11 protein-coding genes and 3 pseudogenes are annotated in these 16,469 nt (G+C 66.1%); 10 read left to right on the top strand and 4 right to left on the bottom strand.

Features of this window, described 5'->3' with window-relative positions; all coding sequences use genetic code 11:
- Window positions 1–171: 171 nt before the first annotated feature.
- The 3 genes from WYO_RS01140 (at window position 172) to WYO_RS30590 (ending at window position 2,661) form a co-directional block, all read left to right on the top strand.
- Window positions 172–1,068, top strand: a complete 897-nt coding sequence (locus WYO_RS01140; RefSeq protein WP_007558034.1) for an amino acid ABC transporter substrate-binding protein — start codon at window positions 172–174, stop codon at window positions 1,066–1,068.
- A gap of 39 nt (window positions 1,069–1,107) precedes the next feature.
- The gene (locus tag WYO_RS01145) at window positions 1,108–2,121 is read left to right on the top strand and encodes a helix-turn-helix domain-containing protein (RefSeq protein ID WP_007558036.1); all 1,014 of its coding nucleotides are present in this window, start codon (window positions 1,108–1,110) and stop codon (window positions 2,119–2,121) included.
- Between the two features lie 252 nt (window positions 2,122–2,373).
- A complete protein-coding gene (locus tag WYO_RS30590; RefSeq protein ID WP_007558038.1) occupies window positions 2,374–2,661 on the top strand; it encodes a hypothetical protein in 288 nt (95 codons plus the stop codon).
- 152 nt (window positions 2,662–2,813) lie between these two features.
- On the opposite strand, the gene WYO_RS01150 is transcribed toward WYO_RS30590, so the two are convergent.
- Together WYO_RS01150 and WYO_RS01155 are read right to left on the bottom strand one after the other, a co-directional pair.
- Window positions 2,814–3,473: a response regulator transcription factor gene (locus WYO_RS01150; RefSeq protein ID WP_007558040.1), complete on the bottom strand. Its 660-nt coding sequence runs from the start codon at window positions 3,471–3,473 to the stop codon at window positions 2,814–2,816.
- Window positions 3,474–3,482: 9 nt separating this feature from the next.
- Window positions 3,483–4,823, bottom strand: coding sequence for a histidine kinase (locus WYO_RS01155; protein ID WP_007558043.1), 1,341 nt, complete (start codon window positions 4,821–4,823; stop codon window positions 3,483–3,485).
- A 175-nt stretch (window positions 4,824–4,998) separates the two neighbouring features.
- Between WYO_RS01155 and WYO_RS01160 the strand changes: the two genes are divergently transcribed.
- Entirely contained in the window at window positions 4,999–5,907 is a 909-nt protein-coding gene (locus tag WYO_RS01160; protein ID WP_007558045.1) for an MBL fold metallo-hydrolase, read from the top strand.
- Window positions 5,908–5,932: 25 nt separating this feature from the next.
- Window positions 5,933–6,671 (top strand): annotated as a pseudogene (locus tag WYO_RS29485) (IS5 family transposase); the annotation flags it as partial.
- A 312-nt stretch (window positions 6,672–6,983) separates the two neighbouring features.
- Here WYO_RS29485 and WYO_RS01165 read toward each other — a convergent pair.
- Both WYO_RS01165 and WYO_RS29245 read right to left on the bottom strand, forming a co-directional pair.
- Window positions 6,984–9,092 carry a TonB-dependent receptor gene (locus WYO_RS01165; RefSeq protein ID WP_039901886.1) on the bottom strand — a complete coding sequence of 703 codons (2,109 nt, stop codon included), beginning with the start codon at window positions 9,090–9,092 and terminating at the stop codon, window positions 6,984–6,986.
- A 550-nt stretch (window positions 9,093–9,642) separates the two neighbouring features.
- Window positions 9,643–10,669: pseudogene (locus WYO_RS29245) on the bottom strand (IS481 family transposase).
- Between the two features lie 210 nt (window positions 10,670–10,879).
- Between WYO_RS29245 and WYO_RS01180 the strand changes: the two are divergent.
- From WYO_RS01180 to WYO_RS29490, 5 genes and pseudogenes are all read left to right on the top strand, one after another.
- Window positions 10,880–12,106, top strand: coding sequence for an ABC transporter substrate-binding protein (locus WYO_RS01180; protein ID WP_007558056.1), 1,227 nt, complete (start codon window positions 10,880–10,882; stop codon window positions 12,104–12,106).
- A gap of 80 nt (window positions 12,107–12,186) precedes the next feature.
- Window positions 12,187–12,945, top strand: coding sequence for an SDR family oxidoreductase (locus WYO_RS01185; RefSeq protein ID WP_007558057.1), 759 nt, complete (start codon window positions 12,187–12,189; stop codon window positions 12,943–12,945).
- A gap of 213 nt (window positions 12,946–13,158) precedes the next feature.
- Window positions 13,159–14,751 carry a gamma-glutamyltransferase family protein gene (locus tag WYO_RS01190; RefSeq protein WP_007558059.1) on the top strand — a complete coding sequence of 531 codons (1,593 nt, stop codon included), beginning with the start codon at window positions 13,159–13,161 and terminating at the stop codon, window positions 14,749–14,751.
- Between the two features lie 90 nt (window positions 14,752–14,841).
- On the top strand, window positions 14,842–16,137 hold the full coding sequence (locus WYO_RS01195; protein WP_007558060.1) for an MFS transporter: 1,296 nt from the start codon (window positions 14,842–14,844) through the stop codon (window positions 16,135–16,137).
- Between the two features lie 25 nt (window positions 16,138–16,162).
- A pseudogene (locus tag WYO_RS29490) lies at window positions 16,163–16,448 on the top strand (IS481 family transposase); the annotation flags it as partial.
- Window positions 16,449–16,469: the final 21 nt, after the last annotated feature.

Here is a 16,469-nt window from a genome sequence, read left to right on the forward strand (position 1 = left end):
CGGCTGATCGAGGCGATCCGCGCCCGCAACGTGCGGTCCACGCCGGCCAGGGCGGCCGTGCTGTCCAATCTCGGTTAGGCGCCCGAGCCTCTCCACGCCATCGCAAGGTACCCGCACCGCCCTGTCTCCCGAGACCCGGGCGGCCCCACACCCCTCCTGAGGAGAAGACCGATGTCCCTGCGTCGGGCGTTCCTACGACTATCCGGCACGCTCGCGCTCGGCCTCGCCGCGACGGCAGCCTCCGCCGAGAGCCCGACGCTGGACAAGATCAAGCGCACGGGGGCCATCACGCTCGGCTACCGCGAAGCCTCGATCCCGTTCTCGTATCTCGACGCCGCTCAGAAGCCGGTCGGCTTCTCGATGGAGCTGTGCGCGCAGGTCGTGGACAGGATCAAGGGCGACCTCAAGCTCGACGCCCTCGCGGTCAAGCTCCAGCCGGTGGATTCCGCCAACCGCATCCCGCTCATGCAGAACGGGACGATCGACATCGAGTGCGGCGGCACGTCCAGCAGCGCAGCGCGGATCAAGCAGGTCGCCTTCACGGTCGCGACCTTCGTGTCCTCGGCCCGGTGGCTGACCAAGGTCTCGTCCGGCATCCACGACGTGAAGGGCCTCGACGGCAAGACCGTGGTGGTCACGCAGGGCTCGAACGCGGTCGGGTTCGCGTTCGGCATCAAGGCCAAGGGCGGCACCTTCACCGTCATCCAGGCCAAGGATCACGGCGAGTCGATGCTCGTGCTCCAGAGCGGGCGGGCGGCCGCCTTCATGGAGGACGACATCCTGCTCGCCAGCCTGAAGTCCCGCGCCCCCGATCCGGCCTCCCTGACCTTCCTCCCGGAGACCTACGATCTGGTGGCCTACGGCCTGATGCTGCGCCGGGAGGATCCTGAGTTCAAGGCCCTCGCGGACGGCGTCCTGAAGGGCATGATGGCCTCCGGGGCCTTCGCCGCGCTCTACGCCAAGTGGTTCGAGAGCCCGATCCCGCCCCGCGGCGAGAACCTGAACTTCCCGATGCCCGACGCCCTGAAGGCGCGCGTCGCCCACCCGAGCGACGCGATCGAGTTCTGACCGGTCGCTTGGCGCCCGCGTTCCTAAGGGGGGACGATCATGCCCTTCGTGCAGGCGGCACCCGCCATGCAGACCATCTTCTCGACGGCCGGCATGGCGCCGAAAGATCGGTTTCGCCGCTGGCGGGATGTCAGCGAAGACCGCATCGTCCCGATGGAACAGGCGTATCTCGGCGAGGAGGCGTTCGACGCAACGATCGATGCCGCCCGCGTCGGCGGCGTGGATTTCACCAAGTTCTCGTTTTGCAATCTCAGGGCGTCGACGACGCCCCGAACGCTCCGGCACGAGAACCACAGGACGGACCATCTCTTCATCAGCATGGTCCTGTCCGGCACGGTGCGGGCGGACCAGAACGATCGATCGAGTACGGACAAGGCCGGCGACTTCGCGGTCCGTGACACGAACACGCCCTGGACGATCGAGCATAACGGGTACAGCGAAGTGCTGGCCATCGCGGTCCCGCGGGAGCGGCTGGAGACCGCGCTGGGCTCGGCCCGGACCTTCGCCGGCCTGACCGTCGACGGCGACCTGCCGGCGACGCTCCTGGCCCGCTCGTTCCTAGCCAATCTGCTCCGCGAGGGCGATCGGCTGCCGCCTCACAGCGCCGAGCGCATGGTCGGGATCGGGATCGACCTCATCGTCGCTTGCCTCGCCGAGCGCCTCGCCCAAGAGGCGCCCCGGCCGATGCACGGCACCCTCGTGATCCAGCGCGCCAAGGCGTTCATCGAGGCCAATCTCGGCGATCCGACCCTCGATCCGCCCCTGCTCGCGGCGGCGGTGGGCGTGTCGTTGCGCCGGCTGCAGGAGCTGTTCCACGAGCACGGCCAGCACATCGCGGACTGGATCTGGCAACGCCGCCTGGAGGCGGCCGCCGCGCGCCTCGCCGATCCGGGCTGCACGCATCTGTCCATCGGCACCCTGGCCTATAGCTGCGGCTTCGCGAACCAAGCCCACTTCGCCCGCCGCTTCAAGGCGCGCTACGGACTCGTGCCCAGCGAGCATCGTCACGCGGCCCTGATGAGCACAGATAAGGTCCAAAAGCGCTCGCGCTAGCTTTCCCCCGCGTGTGGTTCGTGAGAACGTGGGATCTCAGGCACTTGGCCAGGCAGGGTCGCGTGACCGAAACAGACCGAAGGGCGAGTGGACAAGCGGGGTGGGTGTCGGCCGGCCTGCTACCTAGCAACACAAGCATCAAGCAGATCTTGGAGTTTTTCCCCGTCACCCCTTGTCGAATTTTGGGGTCGGCTGCTTAAGGTCAGTATCATTTCAGGTTCAACCCGCCCTCGTCCGCCTACGGGCGGGGGCATGGGGATCGAAGTGGTTAAGATTCCACCCGATTGGCATCATCCCGTTGATGAAGCCGGGAATTTTGTCATCGGCGCACATCGCGAGCCGCGTTACGCCTGGGACGCAAATTCCCGCCCTGCTGTCCAGCGATACGAGAACGTCACCGAGGATTCATCCATAAGCCCGGTCCTCGACGAGACCGGCGAGTTGCGGACGTTGATGACGTGGAACGGCGGGTCCGAAGAGGCAGTGGAATTTCTGTTATCGAACGGGCATGCGCCGAGCTTTATCATCCGCCAATCTTGAGAGGCCCGTGATCAACTTCCGAATCGAAGTTGCTCGACGATTGACGCCTGGCTGCTTTCGCGATGCGCCGTTGGCATTCGGCGCGACCGACAGGGATTGATTTCTGGCCGTCTGCTGTCGAGCAAGCGCTCTTCACACATCATCCCACGACGTCATTCTCTCCTCGGTAATCCATCGGATGGCGATACCAGCCCCGCCCCGAGGGCGATCCAAACGAGGTGCGCATCGGTGCGCGCGCCGAGCTTGGTGCGGATCACCGACAGGTTGTTGTGCACCGTCTTCAAGCTCAGGCACAGCATCTCGGCCACGGCCTGGGCGGTCATCCCCCCGGCGGTCAAGCTCAGGATTTCGAGCTCTCGAGAAGTCAGGTCGTCGAGACCGGCGCGGCCACCCGCCACCTCGTCCTGTGCGATCGCACGCGCGATGTCGGCGCTCATCGCCCGTTCGCCGCGGAGAACGGCGAACACCGCCGTCAGCAACTCGCGGGGAGGGCTCGCCTTGCTGACATAGCCGGACGCGCCCGCCGCGAAGGCTTGGCGCGCGACCAACGCCCCTGTGCGCATGCTGAACACTAGGATGCGGGCTGTTCCGTCCCATTGGCGGATGTGACGGATGGCCTCGATACCGCTCGGGCCTGGCAGCGACAGGTCGAGGATCACGAGATCCGGCGCATGAGCCTTGTATTGACGATAGGCCGCCGCCGCGCTCTCGGCTTCCGCAATCACCTCCCAGCCCTGCTGTCGCTCGATCAGGCGGCGATAGCCTTCCCGTACGACAGGATGGTCATCGACGAGGAGAATGGACGTAGCCATGACGCGATCTCACCCGATGGTTGGCACCGATGCGCAGGCACGGATGCCGTTGCCGGTGCCGGTGAGCGAGAGGTTTCCTCCAAGGGCGGCCAGCCGCGCTCGGATGCCGACGAGGCCACGGCCCGTGTGGGTCGCCGTTTGGGGCACATTGCCCCCACCATCGTCGTCGAGGGTCAACGTCACCGTTTGTCGCCCGACTTCAGCCCGATCGAGCCGCATGAAGATCCGGCTCGGTCTGCCATGGCGGAGGGCGTTCGTCAGAAGTTCCTGTGCGATCCGGTAGACGCTCACCGACACGTTCACGGGGATGTCGGTGAGATCGCCAGCCACGTCGAGATGGAGAGCTGGGCTGGACCTGAGTTGCCCCCGCCAGGTCGCAACGAGGCCGCGAAAGGCATCATCCAGCCCAATGCCAGCGAAATCGGGGAGTTCGAGTCGGGCCAGAGCTCCGCGCAGGCTCTCCCGCATGGTGGAGACGACGGCCTCGATGCCGCGGGCGTCCTCGCGCAGGTCCTCCCGGTCCGAAGGAGCGGCCAGTTCGATCGCGGCGGCGCGTGCGCCAGCGGCGGCGAGGCATTGGCCGAAGGCATCGTGAAGGTCCCGGGCGAGCGCCTGCCGCTCCTCTTCCTGAACCGTGATGAGGCGCTGCATCAGGCCCGCGCGCTCGGCCTCAGTGCGACCAAGCCGGTCGGCGAGCCCATTACAGGCAAGCGCAATCCGGTCGAACTCGGCAGCGGCGAAGCGTGGCAGCGGTGATCGCATGCCGGTCGTGTCAAGGTTCTCCAGCCCTCGCACGATCCGTCCGGCGGGCGCGACGAGACGCATGACGGCGAGCCAGCTGAGAAGTACCGTCGCCGCCGCCAGCCCAAGGGTAAGGCCGCCGGCAAGGCGCATCCGCCGCCAGACCCGGGCCGCTGCAGCCATCGGCTCGGGCCAAGCCGTCACGCTGCCAATGGGGCGCTCGCGATAGACGATCGCCCGCATCGTCGGTTCGGCGTTGGCCTCCCACGCAAGCACCTTGCGAAACCATGCGGGGGCGGCGTCGAGGCCGTCCCAGTCACCGCAGAAGCGGCGGGGCAATTCAACGCCGAGATGGATGTCGGCGCAGATCCCCGGCAGGAGCGTGAGAATAGCCGGCGCGGTCTGCGGAGCGGTTGCGGGTATCGCGGCCGGCCCGGCACTGCCGAGGCCAGGCTGGCGCGCAAGTTGAGCGGCAATCCGATTGGCCGAGGTCGCAGCCTCCCAGCGGAGGCTCGCATGGGCGTCCCACGCGATCCATGTGACCGCTCCCGCCAGGCACAGTATGGCGACGACGATGAGGCGTAGGCCGAGATGCGCGGGCAGGCTCATGGGTGAAACAGCCGGGCTTGAAGCGAGGTTCTGAATTGGCATCGGGAACGTCCCGGCGCGCAAGCTGTGTCACGCAAGGTCGGGAAGAATGCCCGGGCATTGGCGGGAGGACTTCCCTGGCTCGGTCCCTGCGCGATCCGGAAGATGGCACTGTCTCATCTCCATAGAGCCGGCCATGTCCTTTGATCTCTCCCGCCGCGGCCTGCTGGCCGCCTCCGCCCTGCTGCCGCTTGGCCTGCGATCGACCAAGGCCGCGCCCGTAGCTGGTTCCTATAAGGTCGGGACATTCACAGTTACGCCGCTGCGGGACGGATTGTTTCCGCTGGAACTGAGCATGATCCCGGCCGCCGAGGGCCAAGCCGGACAGGATTTGTTGAGGGAGGCCGGACTACCGACGAAAGGTCCCTCGCCGGAGCCGGTCAATGCGTTCCTGATTCGGCGGGGAGAACGGCACTGGCTGCTCGACGCGGGCTGCGGCACCGTCCTCGGTCCAGGGTTCAACCGGGTAACCGCGGCGCTGGCGGCGGAAGGCGTGCGGCTGGATCAGGTCGAGACCATCTTGCTGAGCCATCTTCACGCCGACCATGCCGGCGGCCTTCTGACTCCGAGCCGCCTCGCGCGGTTCGCGAACGCCGAACTCGTGCTGCAAGAGCGCGAGGTGGCCTACTGGTCGGATGCGGGTACCCAGGCTTCCGCTCCGGCCGCGTTGAGCCCGATGTTCGATACGGCGCAGGCGGTGCTGGCGGCTTACGCGGATCGGATCCGGCGTGTCTCCGGCGAAGCCGAACTCGCGCCGGGTATCCGCGCCCTCCCGCTGCCCGGCCATACGCCGGGACATATGGGCGTGCTGATCGCGGACGGCTCCGAGCGGCTCCTGATCTGGGGCGACATCGTTCACTCGCAGATCCTGCAGATGCCACACCCGGACTGGACGGTGATCTGGGACACCGATCCAGCGGAGGCGATCACGACCCGACGGCACATCCTCGATCGGGCGGCGACGGAGGGTTTGAGCGTGACCGGAATGCACCTGGCCTCCCGCGGCAGGATCAAGCGTACCGGTGCGGGATACGCGCTAATCTGAGTACGCCCGATCTTCCTGGGCCGCGCCGAAGGGTAGTCGTCGCCAGATCGAGAACCGGGCCGCGCTGACCGGGATCCTGTTCGTGCTGCGCTTGGGCCTGCCCTGGAAGATGCTGCGGGCCGAGCTGGGCTGTGGCTGCAGGATGAGTTGCTGGCGGCGTCTGCGCGACTGGCAGAAGGCGGGCGTCTGAGCGCACCTGCATCAGGTTCTGCTGGAGCGCCCGCATGCGGTCGGGCAAATCGACTGGAGCCGGGCGAGCCTGGACGGCGCGTCTGTCCCGCCGAAAAAAGGGGCTCTGCCACCGGCCCGAACCCGGCGGACCGGGGCAAGCCGGACCCGAAGCGCCGCCTCATCACCGATGCGCGCGGGACGCCCCTCATGGTGAGCCTGTCGAACCATCGGCTTCTGCCTGAGCGGGGCCAATAACGGCACGACAGCCCGATGCTGACCCCGCCGCTCGACGCTACTCCACCCCTGCGCACCGGACGGCGTGGACGCCCGCGTCGGCGGCCCAGTAAGCTGCACGCCGACAAGGCCTACGATGCCAAGGTCCGACGCCGGGAGGGCCGGGCGCGGGATCGTGCCGCGCATCGCGCGCAGAGGCATCGAGAGCAGCGAAAAGCGCGGGCGTCACCGCTGAGTCGTCGATCCTTCGACACGCTCAGGATGAGGGCACTCACGCCTGGTTCGATCGCTTCCGCCGCCTGCCGATCCGCTGCGAGCGGCGTCGCGGCATCTACGAGACCGTCACCAGCCTCGCCGCGATCCGCGCCACATCGATGAGCGTCGCCGTCATCCGAATCGCGCCACCAGCCGACAGCGCCATCGCGACCATCAATCGCCCGCGGCCCGGCTCGAGCCGTTCCTGTACCGGGCTCGGCGCCTTCCGGGACCGGGCGGCGGATCCCGGCGCGATGGCAACTTCATCGGGCGCCACATGGGACGCCACATGGGACGCTATGGGGCACGCTTCGCTTCCGTCGATCGCATCGAGGGCGGGCGGCCCGCCATGGATGCCGGGGGCTCACGGGTGACACCAGGTGGCGAGGGCGAGCGCCACCCGGTGCCGATCATTGTCAGAAATGCAGTCTGACGCCGCCGCCGACCTCCAGCGGAACCAGCATCGCCCCGCTGTAGCCCCGCGTCGTACGATCGAAACTCCTCAGGGTCGGCACCCGCGTATCGAACAGGTTGTTCGCGTAGAGGAACAGCTCCTGCTGCTCGGCGAGCGCGTAGGAAACCCGGGCATTGGCGACGGTATAGGCAGCGATACGCAACTCGGGCGTATTGGCATCATCTGAGAAATAGCCATCGCTGCGGTGAACTTCAGCCGAGATCGTCAGCTTGGGGATGAGCTTCCAATCGACGCCGGCCGAGACCATGTAGCCGGGCGCCCGGCCAAGCTTGTTGCCGCGGAAGACGCTTCCCCGTGCATCCTCGAATTTGCTGATTTCAGCGTGCAGGAGACCGACACTGCCCCGGAGGCTGAGGCTTTCCAGGATCTGATAGTTCGCAGCCAACTCCGTGCCGTAGGTTTCGACCAGGTCGGCATTGACGAGGATCGAGCCGAATGGCCGTCCATTGACGTAATCCTGAACGGAGGCCTGGAAATCTTTGTACTCCGTATAGAATACGTTGGACGCCAGGAAGAGCGCGCCGTCCAAGAGGCTGGAGCGCGCGAATAATTCGTAGTTCGTCGCGTACTCGTCTTTGAATGTGTAGTATCGATGCCCAGTAAAATTGAGTCCGGTTCCGCCCGGGCTGAACCCTGTGCTGATCAATCCGCCGACGGTCAGCTGCTCGTTCACATCATAGCTCAAGGCGACTTTCGGGAGGATGGCACCGAAGCTTTTGTCGTAGGCGTAGTCGACGTTCGGCACATAGGTCGAGTTGCCGTTCTGCCGGATGCGATCATTCTGATAGCGAAGGCCGCCCGTCAGGCGCCACGGGTCCGCGAAACGCCAGGTCAACTCGGAGTAGAGGCCCAGACTATCGTGTCCCAAGCGTGCGTCGGCCTTGCCGAGGGCATTGTTGAGGATGTTGCGGGCCGTCTCGTCCGAGTAGAAGATGCCGGCGACGCCGGACCACTCCGAGTTGACCGTTCCGAAATTGAGCCGTGTTTCCTGCTGGTATGTGTCCGTCCCGCGCTTGGCGATGCCCGCGAATGGCGGCGCGAAGTAGAAATCGTACAGGGAATGTCCGGCGACCGTCTGATTGGTCAGACGGATGTTGTTTCCGAAGTCGTAGCTGAGATCGACAATGCCCGCGTCGGAGTCAATGCGCTGATTGTCGTTGTACGTCGCGAAGCTTCTGAGCCGCCTGACCGGATCGCTTGCGATCTCGTTGCTCGGACGCCCCACATGCGTGTGCGCGAAGGTCGCTTTCGCCTCGAAGCCGGAGAAATCCCTCGGTCGCCAGAGCGCCTTGAACCGGGCGTCCAGATTGTCGAACCCGAAATCCTTGTCGTGAGCCGTGAAATTCGGATTGACATACGTGATGAACGTATCGCGACCACTGTAGTCGACGGCGCCGCGGATGGCGAGCTCGTCGCTGACCGGACCGGACACGACCGCCGAAGCGCGCATCCGTCCGAAACTCCCGTACAGAACCTGCCCTCCGGCCTCGGGCGTGAAGGTCGGATCGTTGGTCGTCACGATGATCGCGCCGGCGATGGCGTTCGCACCCTGGGTCGTCGTCTGCGGTCCGCGGAACACCTCCAGGGACTTGAGGTCCCAGATCGGAGCGCTGCCGATCCCGAACTCGGCTGCGGTGAGATAGCGGCCGTCTATGCTGATCGTCGCCCTGGGTATCGGGCGGGACAGGAATGCGTTGCCGCCGATGAGCGGGCCGTTCGAGTCGATGCCCCGGATGACCGGAGCCGAGGTCGTGCTGGTGAAGTTGAGATTGGGGACACCGAATTCCAGAAGCTCGCTGGTCGTGCCGGCATAGGGCTTGTTCCTGGCTTCCTCGGCTGTGATGACCGTCACGGAACTCGCGGTTCGCCGGAGCGTGCGGTCGATCTTCTCGCCGGTGACGACCAACTCGTCGAGCATGATGGCCTGCTGACCGTTGCCCGGTTCCTGCGCGAAGGCGGATGGCCCCGCAAAGGCAAGTGCGGCGCCGATCAGTGTTGATCCGATCGCAACTCTCGCGACGCCTGCGTTGCCGCTGCCTCGATCCGACATTTTTCTCGCTCGCCCAATACAACTTGCACGTAAAAACGGCCTCGAATTTTGCTTCGTCTTCCGGTTAGGTCAATCAAATCCGAATTTATCTCGGCAATTTTGCGCAAAAGTTGCTAAAGAGTTACATTTTAGAACTGAAATAATAAGTCAATACAGTGTATGCTGTTCTGGTTTTTCCAGTTTTTACTGATATTTATACGGCATTTGATGATATATTGTCAAAATAAATGGGATCTGATCGTCAGAATAACGATTTAGCCGATAGATGAATGCTAGGAACAGGCGAGACGCCACGGACCCATCAGGATGAACGTACGCTCACGAAATTGTCGTAACGGCCGAGCTGGACGAAAGGGTCTGCGTCCCGGCGCTGCCCGTGCCAGCGATCCCGCCGAACACCGAGCACGCGGATCGTCCGTCGCACCCCGGTGATCCGCCACCCCGCGACTGTCATGCTGAGGAAAAAAATCACAATGTCGAATTAGATTACTTGCCGTCAAAGTGAACACCGGCTCGTCGCTACCGGCTACACAGGCTTGAAGCACCAGACTTACGAATGAATGCGAACGGCCACCTCACCCGTGGGGGCGGGAATGTATGGTCCCGGGATGAGGTGGTGAAGCTTGAGCCTAAACCGGTCTGGGTCGTTAGTCCAGGCGTGACAGTTGGTTTGAAACGGGGTCTTCCAGCGGAACGCCTTGAGGTGCTTGGCGAAATTGTAGGCTGTGACGAAGACCAGGACATGCGCCCTCAGGCTCTTCAGATCTTTGTAGTGAAAGACCTTTACGGTCGTATCCTTGATCGTGCGGTTCATGCGCTCGGCCCCTCATCCTAAGCCTGTCGAAGGGCCCATTGGTTCAGGGATGGTAGGGCTTGGTCAGGCGATGCTCGATGCCGAACTCGATACAGACGCGATCGAAAATGTGCGGTCCGAGAAACTGTCGGCTTGGCCCAGTCCTGTTCTTCGGCAGATCGGCGAAGGCCATGCCGTTGTCGGTCAGCACCGTGGGAATTTTGTAGAGGAAGGCAGCCACGACGGTCCTGAGGAAGGCTGATTCCTCCTTCTTTCCCGCTCTGTCGTAGAATTCGACGTATATAAACTTCTAAAGTCGGCCGAACTCCAGCAGTATGACCAACTTGCCGTCGGCGTGGCGCAGACTACAACTGTTGATATGCACGTAGCCAATCTCGTAGATCTTGAAGCGCTTGCGCGTCTGCGTCGTCTCGTCGGCCGGAAGGCGGGAGATGCCGTGCCGTTGCAGACATCGATGCAGAGCGGAGCGGCTCAAGTTGGGGATCGTGTCGCGCAGGCAGCCCAGGACACCGTCGAGCGACGGAAGCGTCCGACGCCGAAACACGACCACGATGGCCTCCTCGGCCGGCGTCAGGACCGTGCTCTTAGGCTTCTTCGGGCCCATTGGAGCATCGCTCGTCAGAGAACGCCCACGCCATTTGGCGACCGTCTTCGGGTTCAGGCCGTACGCGGCGGCCAGGGCGCGGCTACTTTCTTGCGACACTTGGAGCTCGGCTCGAATATGCGACGTCGTTCGGGCGCTGCCGTGAAGAACGCTTGCCATAGGCCATCCTCCTCCCGACGCGTCAGGATTGATAATGCACCATCACACTCCGGGACTGCACACTTAGAGCGGACGCGCCGCGTTCGGCCATTTGCGGGCGAAACGAAACACCGCACAGCGCATGCAGCCCGCGGGATCGGGCTTGACGCTGGGTTGTAGCCCGTGCCCTCGTAGCGCTCATAAAAAGAACCGTCCCACGGGAGGTCTATCATGGCGCTGATCCGCAATTGCGTCCTCGCGGCCGCGATCGCCTGCAGTGCCTTGGCCGGGACAGCCTCCGCCGAGCCGATCCGCGTGAAGGTCGGCGTCCTCAACGACATGTCCGGGGTCTATTCCGACACGGGCGGGCCGGGGTCCGTCGTCGCCGCGCGGCTCGCGATCGAGGACTTTGCCAGGGACTCCGCCACGACCGGCGCCGAGGTGCGGGTCGAGCTCGTCGCCGCCGACCACCAGAACAAGCCGGATGTCGGCGCGGCCATCGCGCGGCAATGGTACGACCGCGACGGCGTCGACGCGATCTTCGACGTGCCGACCTCCTCGGTGGCCCTGGCGGTGAACCAGGTCACCCGCGAGAAGAACAGGATCTTCATCGATTCCGGCGCCGGCACCACGGACCTGACCGGCAAGGCCTGCTCGCCCAACACGATCCAGTGGACCTACGACACCTACGCCTTGGCGCACGGCACGGCCGGCGCCATGCTCAAGCGCGGGGGCGGGACCTGGTACTTCCTCACCGCCGACTACGCGTTCGGGATCTCGCTCCAGAACGAGGCCACCGCGGTCATCCAGAGGGGCGGGGGCCGCGTGCTCGGGGCCGCCAAGGTTCCGTTTCCAGCCACCGACTTCTCGTCGTTCCTGCTCCAGGCCCAGGCTTCGCAGGCGAAGGTGGTCGGGCTCGCCAATGCCGGCGGCGACACCATCAACGCCGTCAAGCAGGCGCACGAGTTCGGCCTCATGGACAGCGGCCAGACGCTCGCTGCGCTGCTCATCTACGCCGTGGACGTGCATGCGCTCGGCCTGCAGACGGCCCGCGGACTGGTGCTCACCGAGTCGTTCTACTGGGACCTCAACCCGGACACGCGCGCCTTCTCCGAGCGCTTCGCGCGGCTCCACAACGGCAGCATGCCGACGATGAACCAGGCGGGCGTCTATGCCGGACTCCTGCATTACCTAAAGGCGGTGGCGGCGACCAAGTCGAAGGACGCGCAGACGACGATGGCCTGGATGAAGGCCAACCCGACGGACGACCCGCTGTTCGGCAAGGGATCCGTTCGGGTCGATGGCCGCAAGCTGCACCCGATGTACCTGTTCGAGGTGAAGGCACCGGCCGAATCCAAGGGCGCGTGGGACCTGTACAAGCTCCTTGATACCATTCCCGCCGAGCAGGCGTTCCGCCCCCTCGCGGACGGCGGCTGCCCCCTGGCCGGCAAGGGCTAGAGGGCGAGGGAGGGGGGCACCCGATCGATGCGCCCGGTCATGGCCGCGACCGGCACGGGACACGTGGGAGATAGCTCGACATGCTGCGCGATATCGAAGGACAGGTCGCCTGGGTGACGGGCGCCGGGTCCGGCATTGGACAGGCCGCCGCGGTGGCGCTGGCCCGGGCCGGGGTGCGGCTCGCCCTCACGGGACGCCGGGCGGAGGCCCTGGAGCAGACCGCGGAACAGGTCCGCGCCGTGGGTGGCGAGGCGCTGGTGGCGGCGGCCGACATGGGCTGCGCCGACGCGGTGGAACACGCCTGGGACGCCGTCCACGCGGCCTACCGGCGCTGCGACATCCTGGTGAACTCCGCCGGGCTCAACGTGCCGAAGCGGAGCTGGAGCGAGATCTCGCCCGTCGACATCGACGCGGTGATCGGCGTCGATCTCAACGGCCCCTTCTACGCCTCCCGGGCCGTCCTGCCGACGATGCGCGCCCAGGGCGGCGGCCTGATCGTCCAGGTCTCGTCCTGGGCCGGCCGCTACGTCTCCAAGCTGACCGGGCCGGCCTATTCCGCGGCCAAGCACGGGCTGGTCGCGCTCTCCGAGAGCCTGAACCAGGAGGAATGCGGCCACGGCATCCGCTCCTGCTGCATCTGCCCGGGCGAGGTCGCGACGCCGATCCTGAAGAAGCGTCCCGTTCCGGTCACCGCGGACGACAAGGCGCGCATGCTGCAATCCGAGGATCTCGCCGAGACGATCCTGTTCGTGGCGCGGCTTCCGTCGACCGTCTGCATCAACGAGATCCTCATCAGCCCGACCTGGAACCGCGGATATCTGGAAGGCGTGAAGCTCTAGACCGCCGGGACGCGAGCCTGCACGCGTCCGGCCCCGAGGCGAAGGGCGTATTCGGTGGCATCGATCTGGATGCGCCGCCGAATACGGCTGTTCGGCCAGGAGATTCCGGTCACGGCCATCCGGACAGTGCCCCCCGCTCAACGTGGCCCGGAATAAAGGGCATAAGGCTTGCCAAGACGGGCTCCGGGAGCCTGGCCGTCCACGAGACCGATGATGCAATACCGACACGACGCGATCTACGCTTCCCGGCGCTCGCCGGTCTTCGCCCGGAACCTCGTCGCCACCTCGCAGCCCCTCGCCACGCAGGCCGGGCTGAGGATGCTGCACCAGGGCGGGAACGCCCTCGACGCGGCGCTGGCCGCGGCCATCGCGCTGACCGTGGTCGAGCCCACCGGCAACGGCATCGGGTCGGACGCCTTCTGCATCCTGTGGCACGAGGGCCAGCTGCACGGGCTTAACGCATCAGGGCGCTCGCCGGCCGGCTGGACGCCGGAGCGCTTCGCCCAGCACAGTGCGTTTCCGCATCGCGGCTGGGACACCGTCACGGTGCCCGGCGCGGTCTCGGCCTGGGTGGAGCTGTCGCGGCGGTTCGGCCGCCTGCCGTTCGCGCGCCTGTTCGAGCCGGCCATCGGCTACGCGGAGGAGGGCTTCCTGGTCTCGCCGGTCATCGCCGAGCTGTGGCGGCGCGGCGCGGCGGAGCTGAAGACCCAGCCCGGCTTCGCGGCGACCTTCATGCCCGACGGGCGGACGCCGGCCGCCGGCGAGCTGTTCCGGGCCCCCGGCCATGCCCGGACGCTCCGGCTGATCGCCGAGACGCGGGGCGAGGCCTTCTACCGGGGCGAGTTGGCGCACCGGATCGCGGATTTCGCCCGCCAGCACGGCGCCGCCCTCGACGAGGGCGACTTGGCGGAGCACAGCACGGATTGGTGCGGCACCATCCGGCAGGATTTCGGCGGCGCGAGCCTGCACGAGATCCCGCCGAACGGGCAGGGCATCGCGGCCCTGATGGCGCTGGGGATCCTGCGCTCGACCGGCCTCGCGGACCTGCCGGCGGACGGCCCGGACGCACTTCATCTGCAGATCGAGGCGATGAAGCTCGCCTTCGCGGACGTCTACGCCTACGCGGCCGACCTGCGCTACATGACCAAGGTCACCCACGACCACCTGCTCGATCCGGCCTATCTCGCCTCCCGGGCGGCCCTGATCGACCGCCGGCGCGCGCAGGTCTTCGGGCACGGGGCGCCGAACGAGGGCGGCACCGTGTGCCTCGCCACGGGCGATGCCGGCGGCATGATGGTCTCCTACATCCAGTCGAACTATTCGGGTTTCGGCTCCGGGGTGGTGGTGCCGGAGACCGGCATCAGCCTGCAGAACCGCGGCTACGGCTTCACCCTGGCCGAGGGCCATCCCAACCAGGTCGGCCCGCGCAAGCGCCCGTTCAACACGATCATCCCGGGCTTCGTCATGCAGGACGGGGCGCCGCTGATGGCCTTCGGCTTCATGGGGGGCCCCATCCAGGCGCAGGGGCACGTGCAAGTCCTCGTGCGGACCCAGCTCTGGGGGCAGGACCCGCAGACCGCCGTGGATGCGCCCCGCTGGCGCCACGTCGCCGGATTGCAGGTGGCGGTCGAGACCGCCTTCCCGGCCGCGGTGCTGGGCGAGCTGGAGGCACGGGGCCACGAGCTCGTGCGCGAGCCGCCGGATTCCGCCTTCGGCTTCGGCGGTGCGCAGCTCGTGCGCCGGATCGACGGCGGCTACGTCGGCGGCTCCGACCCCCGCAAGGACGGCCACGCGGGCGGTTTCTAGAGCCCTCGCCACCGGAATGGACGACGGTTCGGCGCCTGCGAGCACGCCGGACAGCAACCTTTGTCGCCCCGCACCAGCATCAGGTTCATCATGTCAGCACCGGTCGCGGCCGCGCGCGCAGCACCCTCCCGCGACGCGTCGCAGATGTACAAGGCGGTGATCGCCTCCTCGATCGGCAACGCCCTCGAGTTCTACGACCTGACCCTGTACCTGTATTTCGCGGTCACGATCTCGAAGCTGTTCTTCCCGAGCAGCAACCCGACCACCTCGCTGCTGCTGGCGCTGGGCAGCTTCGGCATCTCCTATCTGATGCGTCCGCTGGGTGCGATCGTGCTCGGCCTGTACGCCGACAGGGTCGGCCGCAAGCCGGCGCTGATGCTGTCGATCCTGCTCATGATGGTCGGCACCTTCATGATGGTGGTGATGCCGTCCTACGAGTCGATCGGCATCTTCGCGTCGATCGGCGTGCTGGCCGCCCGGCTGATCCAGGGCTTTTCCGTCGGCGGCGAGTTCGGCGCCTCGACCGCCTTCATGGTTGAGCACGGTCCGGCGCGGAAGGGGTTCTTCGCGAGCTTCCAGTTCGCCAGCCAGGGCCTGGCCAGCGTGATGGCGGCCCTATCCGGAGTGATCCTGAGCGCCACGCTCAGCCCGGACCAGATCGCCTCCTGGGGGTGGCGCCTGCCCTTCGCGTTCGGATTGCTGATCGGGCCCGTCGGCCTCTACATCCGGCGCAACATCGCGGAGACCCCCGAATTCGAGGACTCGACCGAAGGGGAGGCGACCAACTCGCCCATGCGCGACCTGTTCGTGCAGCAATGGCTGAACATCCTGCTGGCGACCGGGCTCGTGGCGACCTCCACGGCGCTGAACTACATGATCAGCTACACGCCGACCTACGCGGTCAACCAGCTCGGCCTGCCCTCCTGGATCGGTTTCGTCGCCTCGTTCGTCGGGGCCGTCATGCTGATGACGGTGGCGCCGCTGGTCGGGCATTGGTCGGACAGCATCGGCCGGACGCCGATTATGCGGGCCGTGGTGATTGCGGTCTTCGTGCTGATGTTTCCCGCCTTCGCACTGCTGATCAGCTATCCGGCGCTCCTCGTCATCGTGCCGGTCCTCGCGCTGATCGGCGCCCTCAAGGCGAGCTACAGCGCCGCGCTTCCGGCGCTCATGGCCGAGATCTTCCCGACGCGCACGCGCAGCACCGGCATGAACATCAGCTACAATGTCGGCGTGACGCTGTTCGGCGGCTTCGCGCCGTTCTGGATCGAGAGCCTGATCGCGATCACCCACACGGCGCTCGCCCCGAGCTTCTTCCTGATGTTCGCGGCCAGCGTCAGCCTGCTCTGCATCGTCTTGGTCCGGCGGAAATTTGGGTTGCGCTAGATGTTTGGTCCCGCTGTGATGCGCTATGGGACCGGTTGTCCACGGCAGCGCCACGACGACTGAGACGGTCCGTCGGGCAATCCAAGCTCGTCAAAAGGGCGTAAGGGCCGCTGCCAAGCGCTACGGCATCAGCGCCACGACGGTGCAGAAGTGGCGCTCACGCCAGCCCAGCACGGATGCGCGGATGGGGCCAAAGGAGCCTCGCTCCAGCGTGCTCAGCCTGGAGGACGAGGCGGTGATCGTCGCCGGACCGGTGGCATACCCTGTTGCCGCTCGACGGCTGCGTCTACGCCCTGCAGCCGAACCTGCCGCTGACCTGACCGGTATTTTGG

The organism is Methylobacterium sp. GXF4 (assembly GCF_000272495.1).
Taxonomy (GTDB): domain Bacteria; phylum Pseudomonadota; class Alphaproteobacteria; order Rhizobiales; family Beijerinckiaceae; genus Methylobacterium; species Methylobacterium brachiatum.

What these genes read in the sequence shown, in the direction of transcription:
- WYO_RS01140 (WP_007558034.1), top strand. Translation starts at nt 172, where the DNA reads ATGTCCCTGCGTCGGGCGTTCCTACGACTATCCGGCACGCTCGCGCTC.
- WYO_RS01145 (WP_007558036.1), top strand. Translation starts at nt 1,108, where the DNA reads ATGCCCTTCGTGCAGGCGGCACCCGCCATGCAGACCATCTTCTCGACG.
- WYO_RS30590 (WP_007558038.1), top strand. Translation starts at nt 2,374, where the DNA reads ATGGGGATCGAAGTGGTTAAGATTCCACCCGATTGGCATCATCCCGTT.
- WYO_RS01150 (WP_007558040.1), bottom strand. Translation starts at nt 3,473, where the DNA reads ATGGCTACGTCCATTCTCCTCGTCGATGACCATCCTGTCGTACGGGAA.
- WYO_RS01155 (WP_007558043.1), bottom strand. Translation starts at nt 4,823, where the DNA reads ATGAGCCTGCCCGCGCATCTCGGCCTACGCCTCATCGTCGTCGCCATA.
- WYO_RS01160 (WP_007558045.1), top strand. Translation starts at nt 4,999, where the DNA reads ATGTCCTTTGATCTCTCCCGCCGCGGCCTGCTGGCCGCCTCCGCCCTG.
- WYO_RS01165 (WP_039901886.1), bottom strand. Translation starts at nt 9,092, where the DNA reads ATGTCGGATCGAGGCAGCGGCAACGCAGGCGTCGCGAGAGTTGCGATC.
- WYO_RS01180 (WP_007558056.1), top strand. Translation starts at nt 10,880, where the DNA reads ATGGCGCTGATCCGCAATTGCGTCCTCGCGGCCGCGATCGCCTGCAGT.
- WYO_RS01185 (WP_007558057.1), top strand. Translation starts at nt 12,187, where the DNA reads ATGCTGCGCGATATCGAAGGACAGGTCGCCTGGGTGACGGGCGCCGGG.
- WYO_RS01190 (WP_007558059.1), top strand. Translation starts at nt 13,159, where the DNA reads ATGCAATACCGACACGACGCGATCTACGCTTCCCGGCGCTCGCCGGTC.
- WYO_RS01195 (WP_007558060.1), top strand. Translation starts at nt 14,842, where the DNA reads ATGTCAGCACCGGTCGCGGCCGCGCGCGCAGCACCCTCCCGCGACGCG.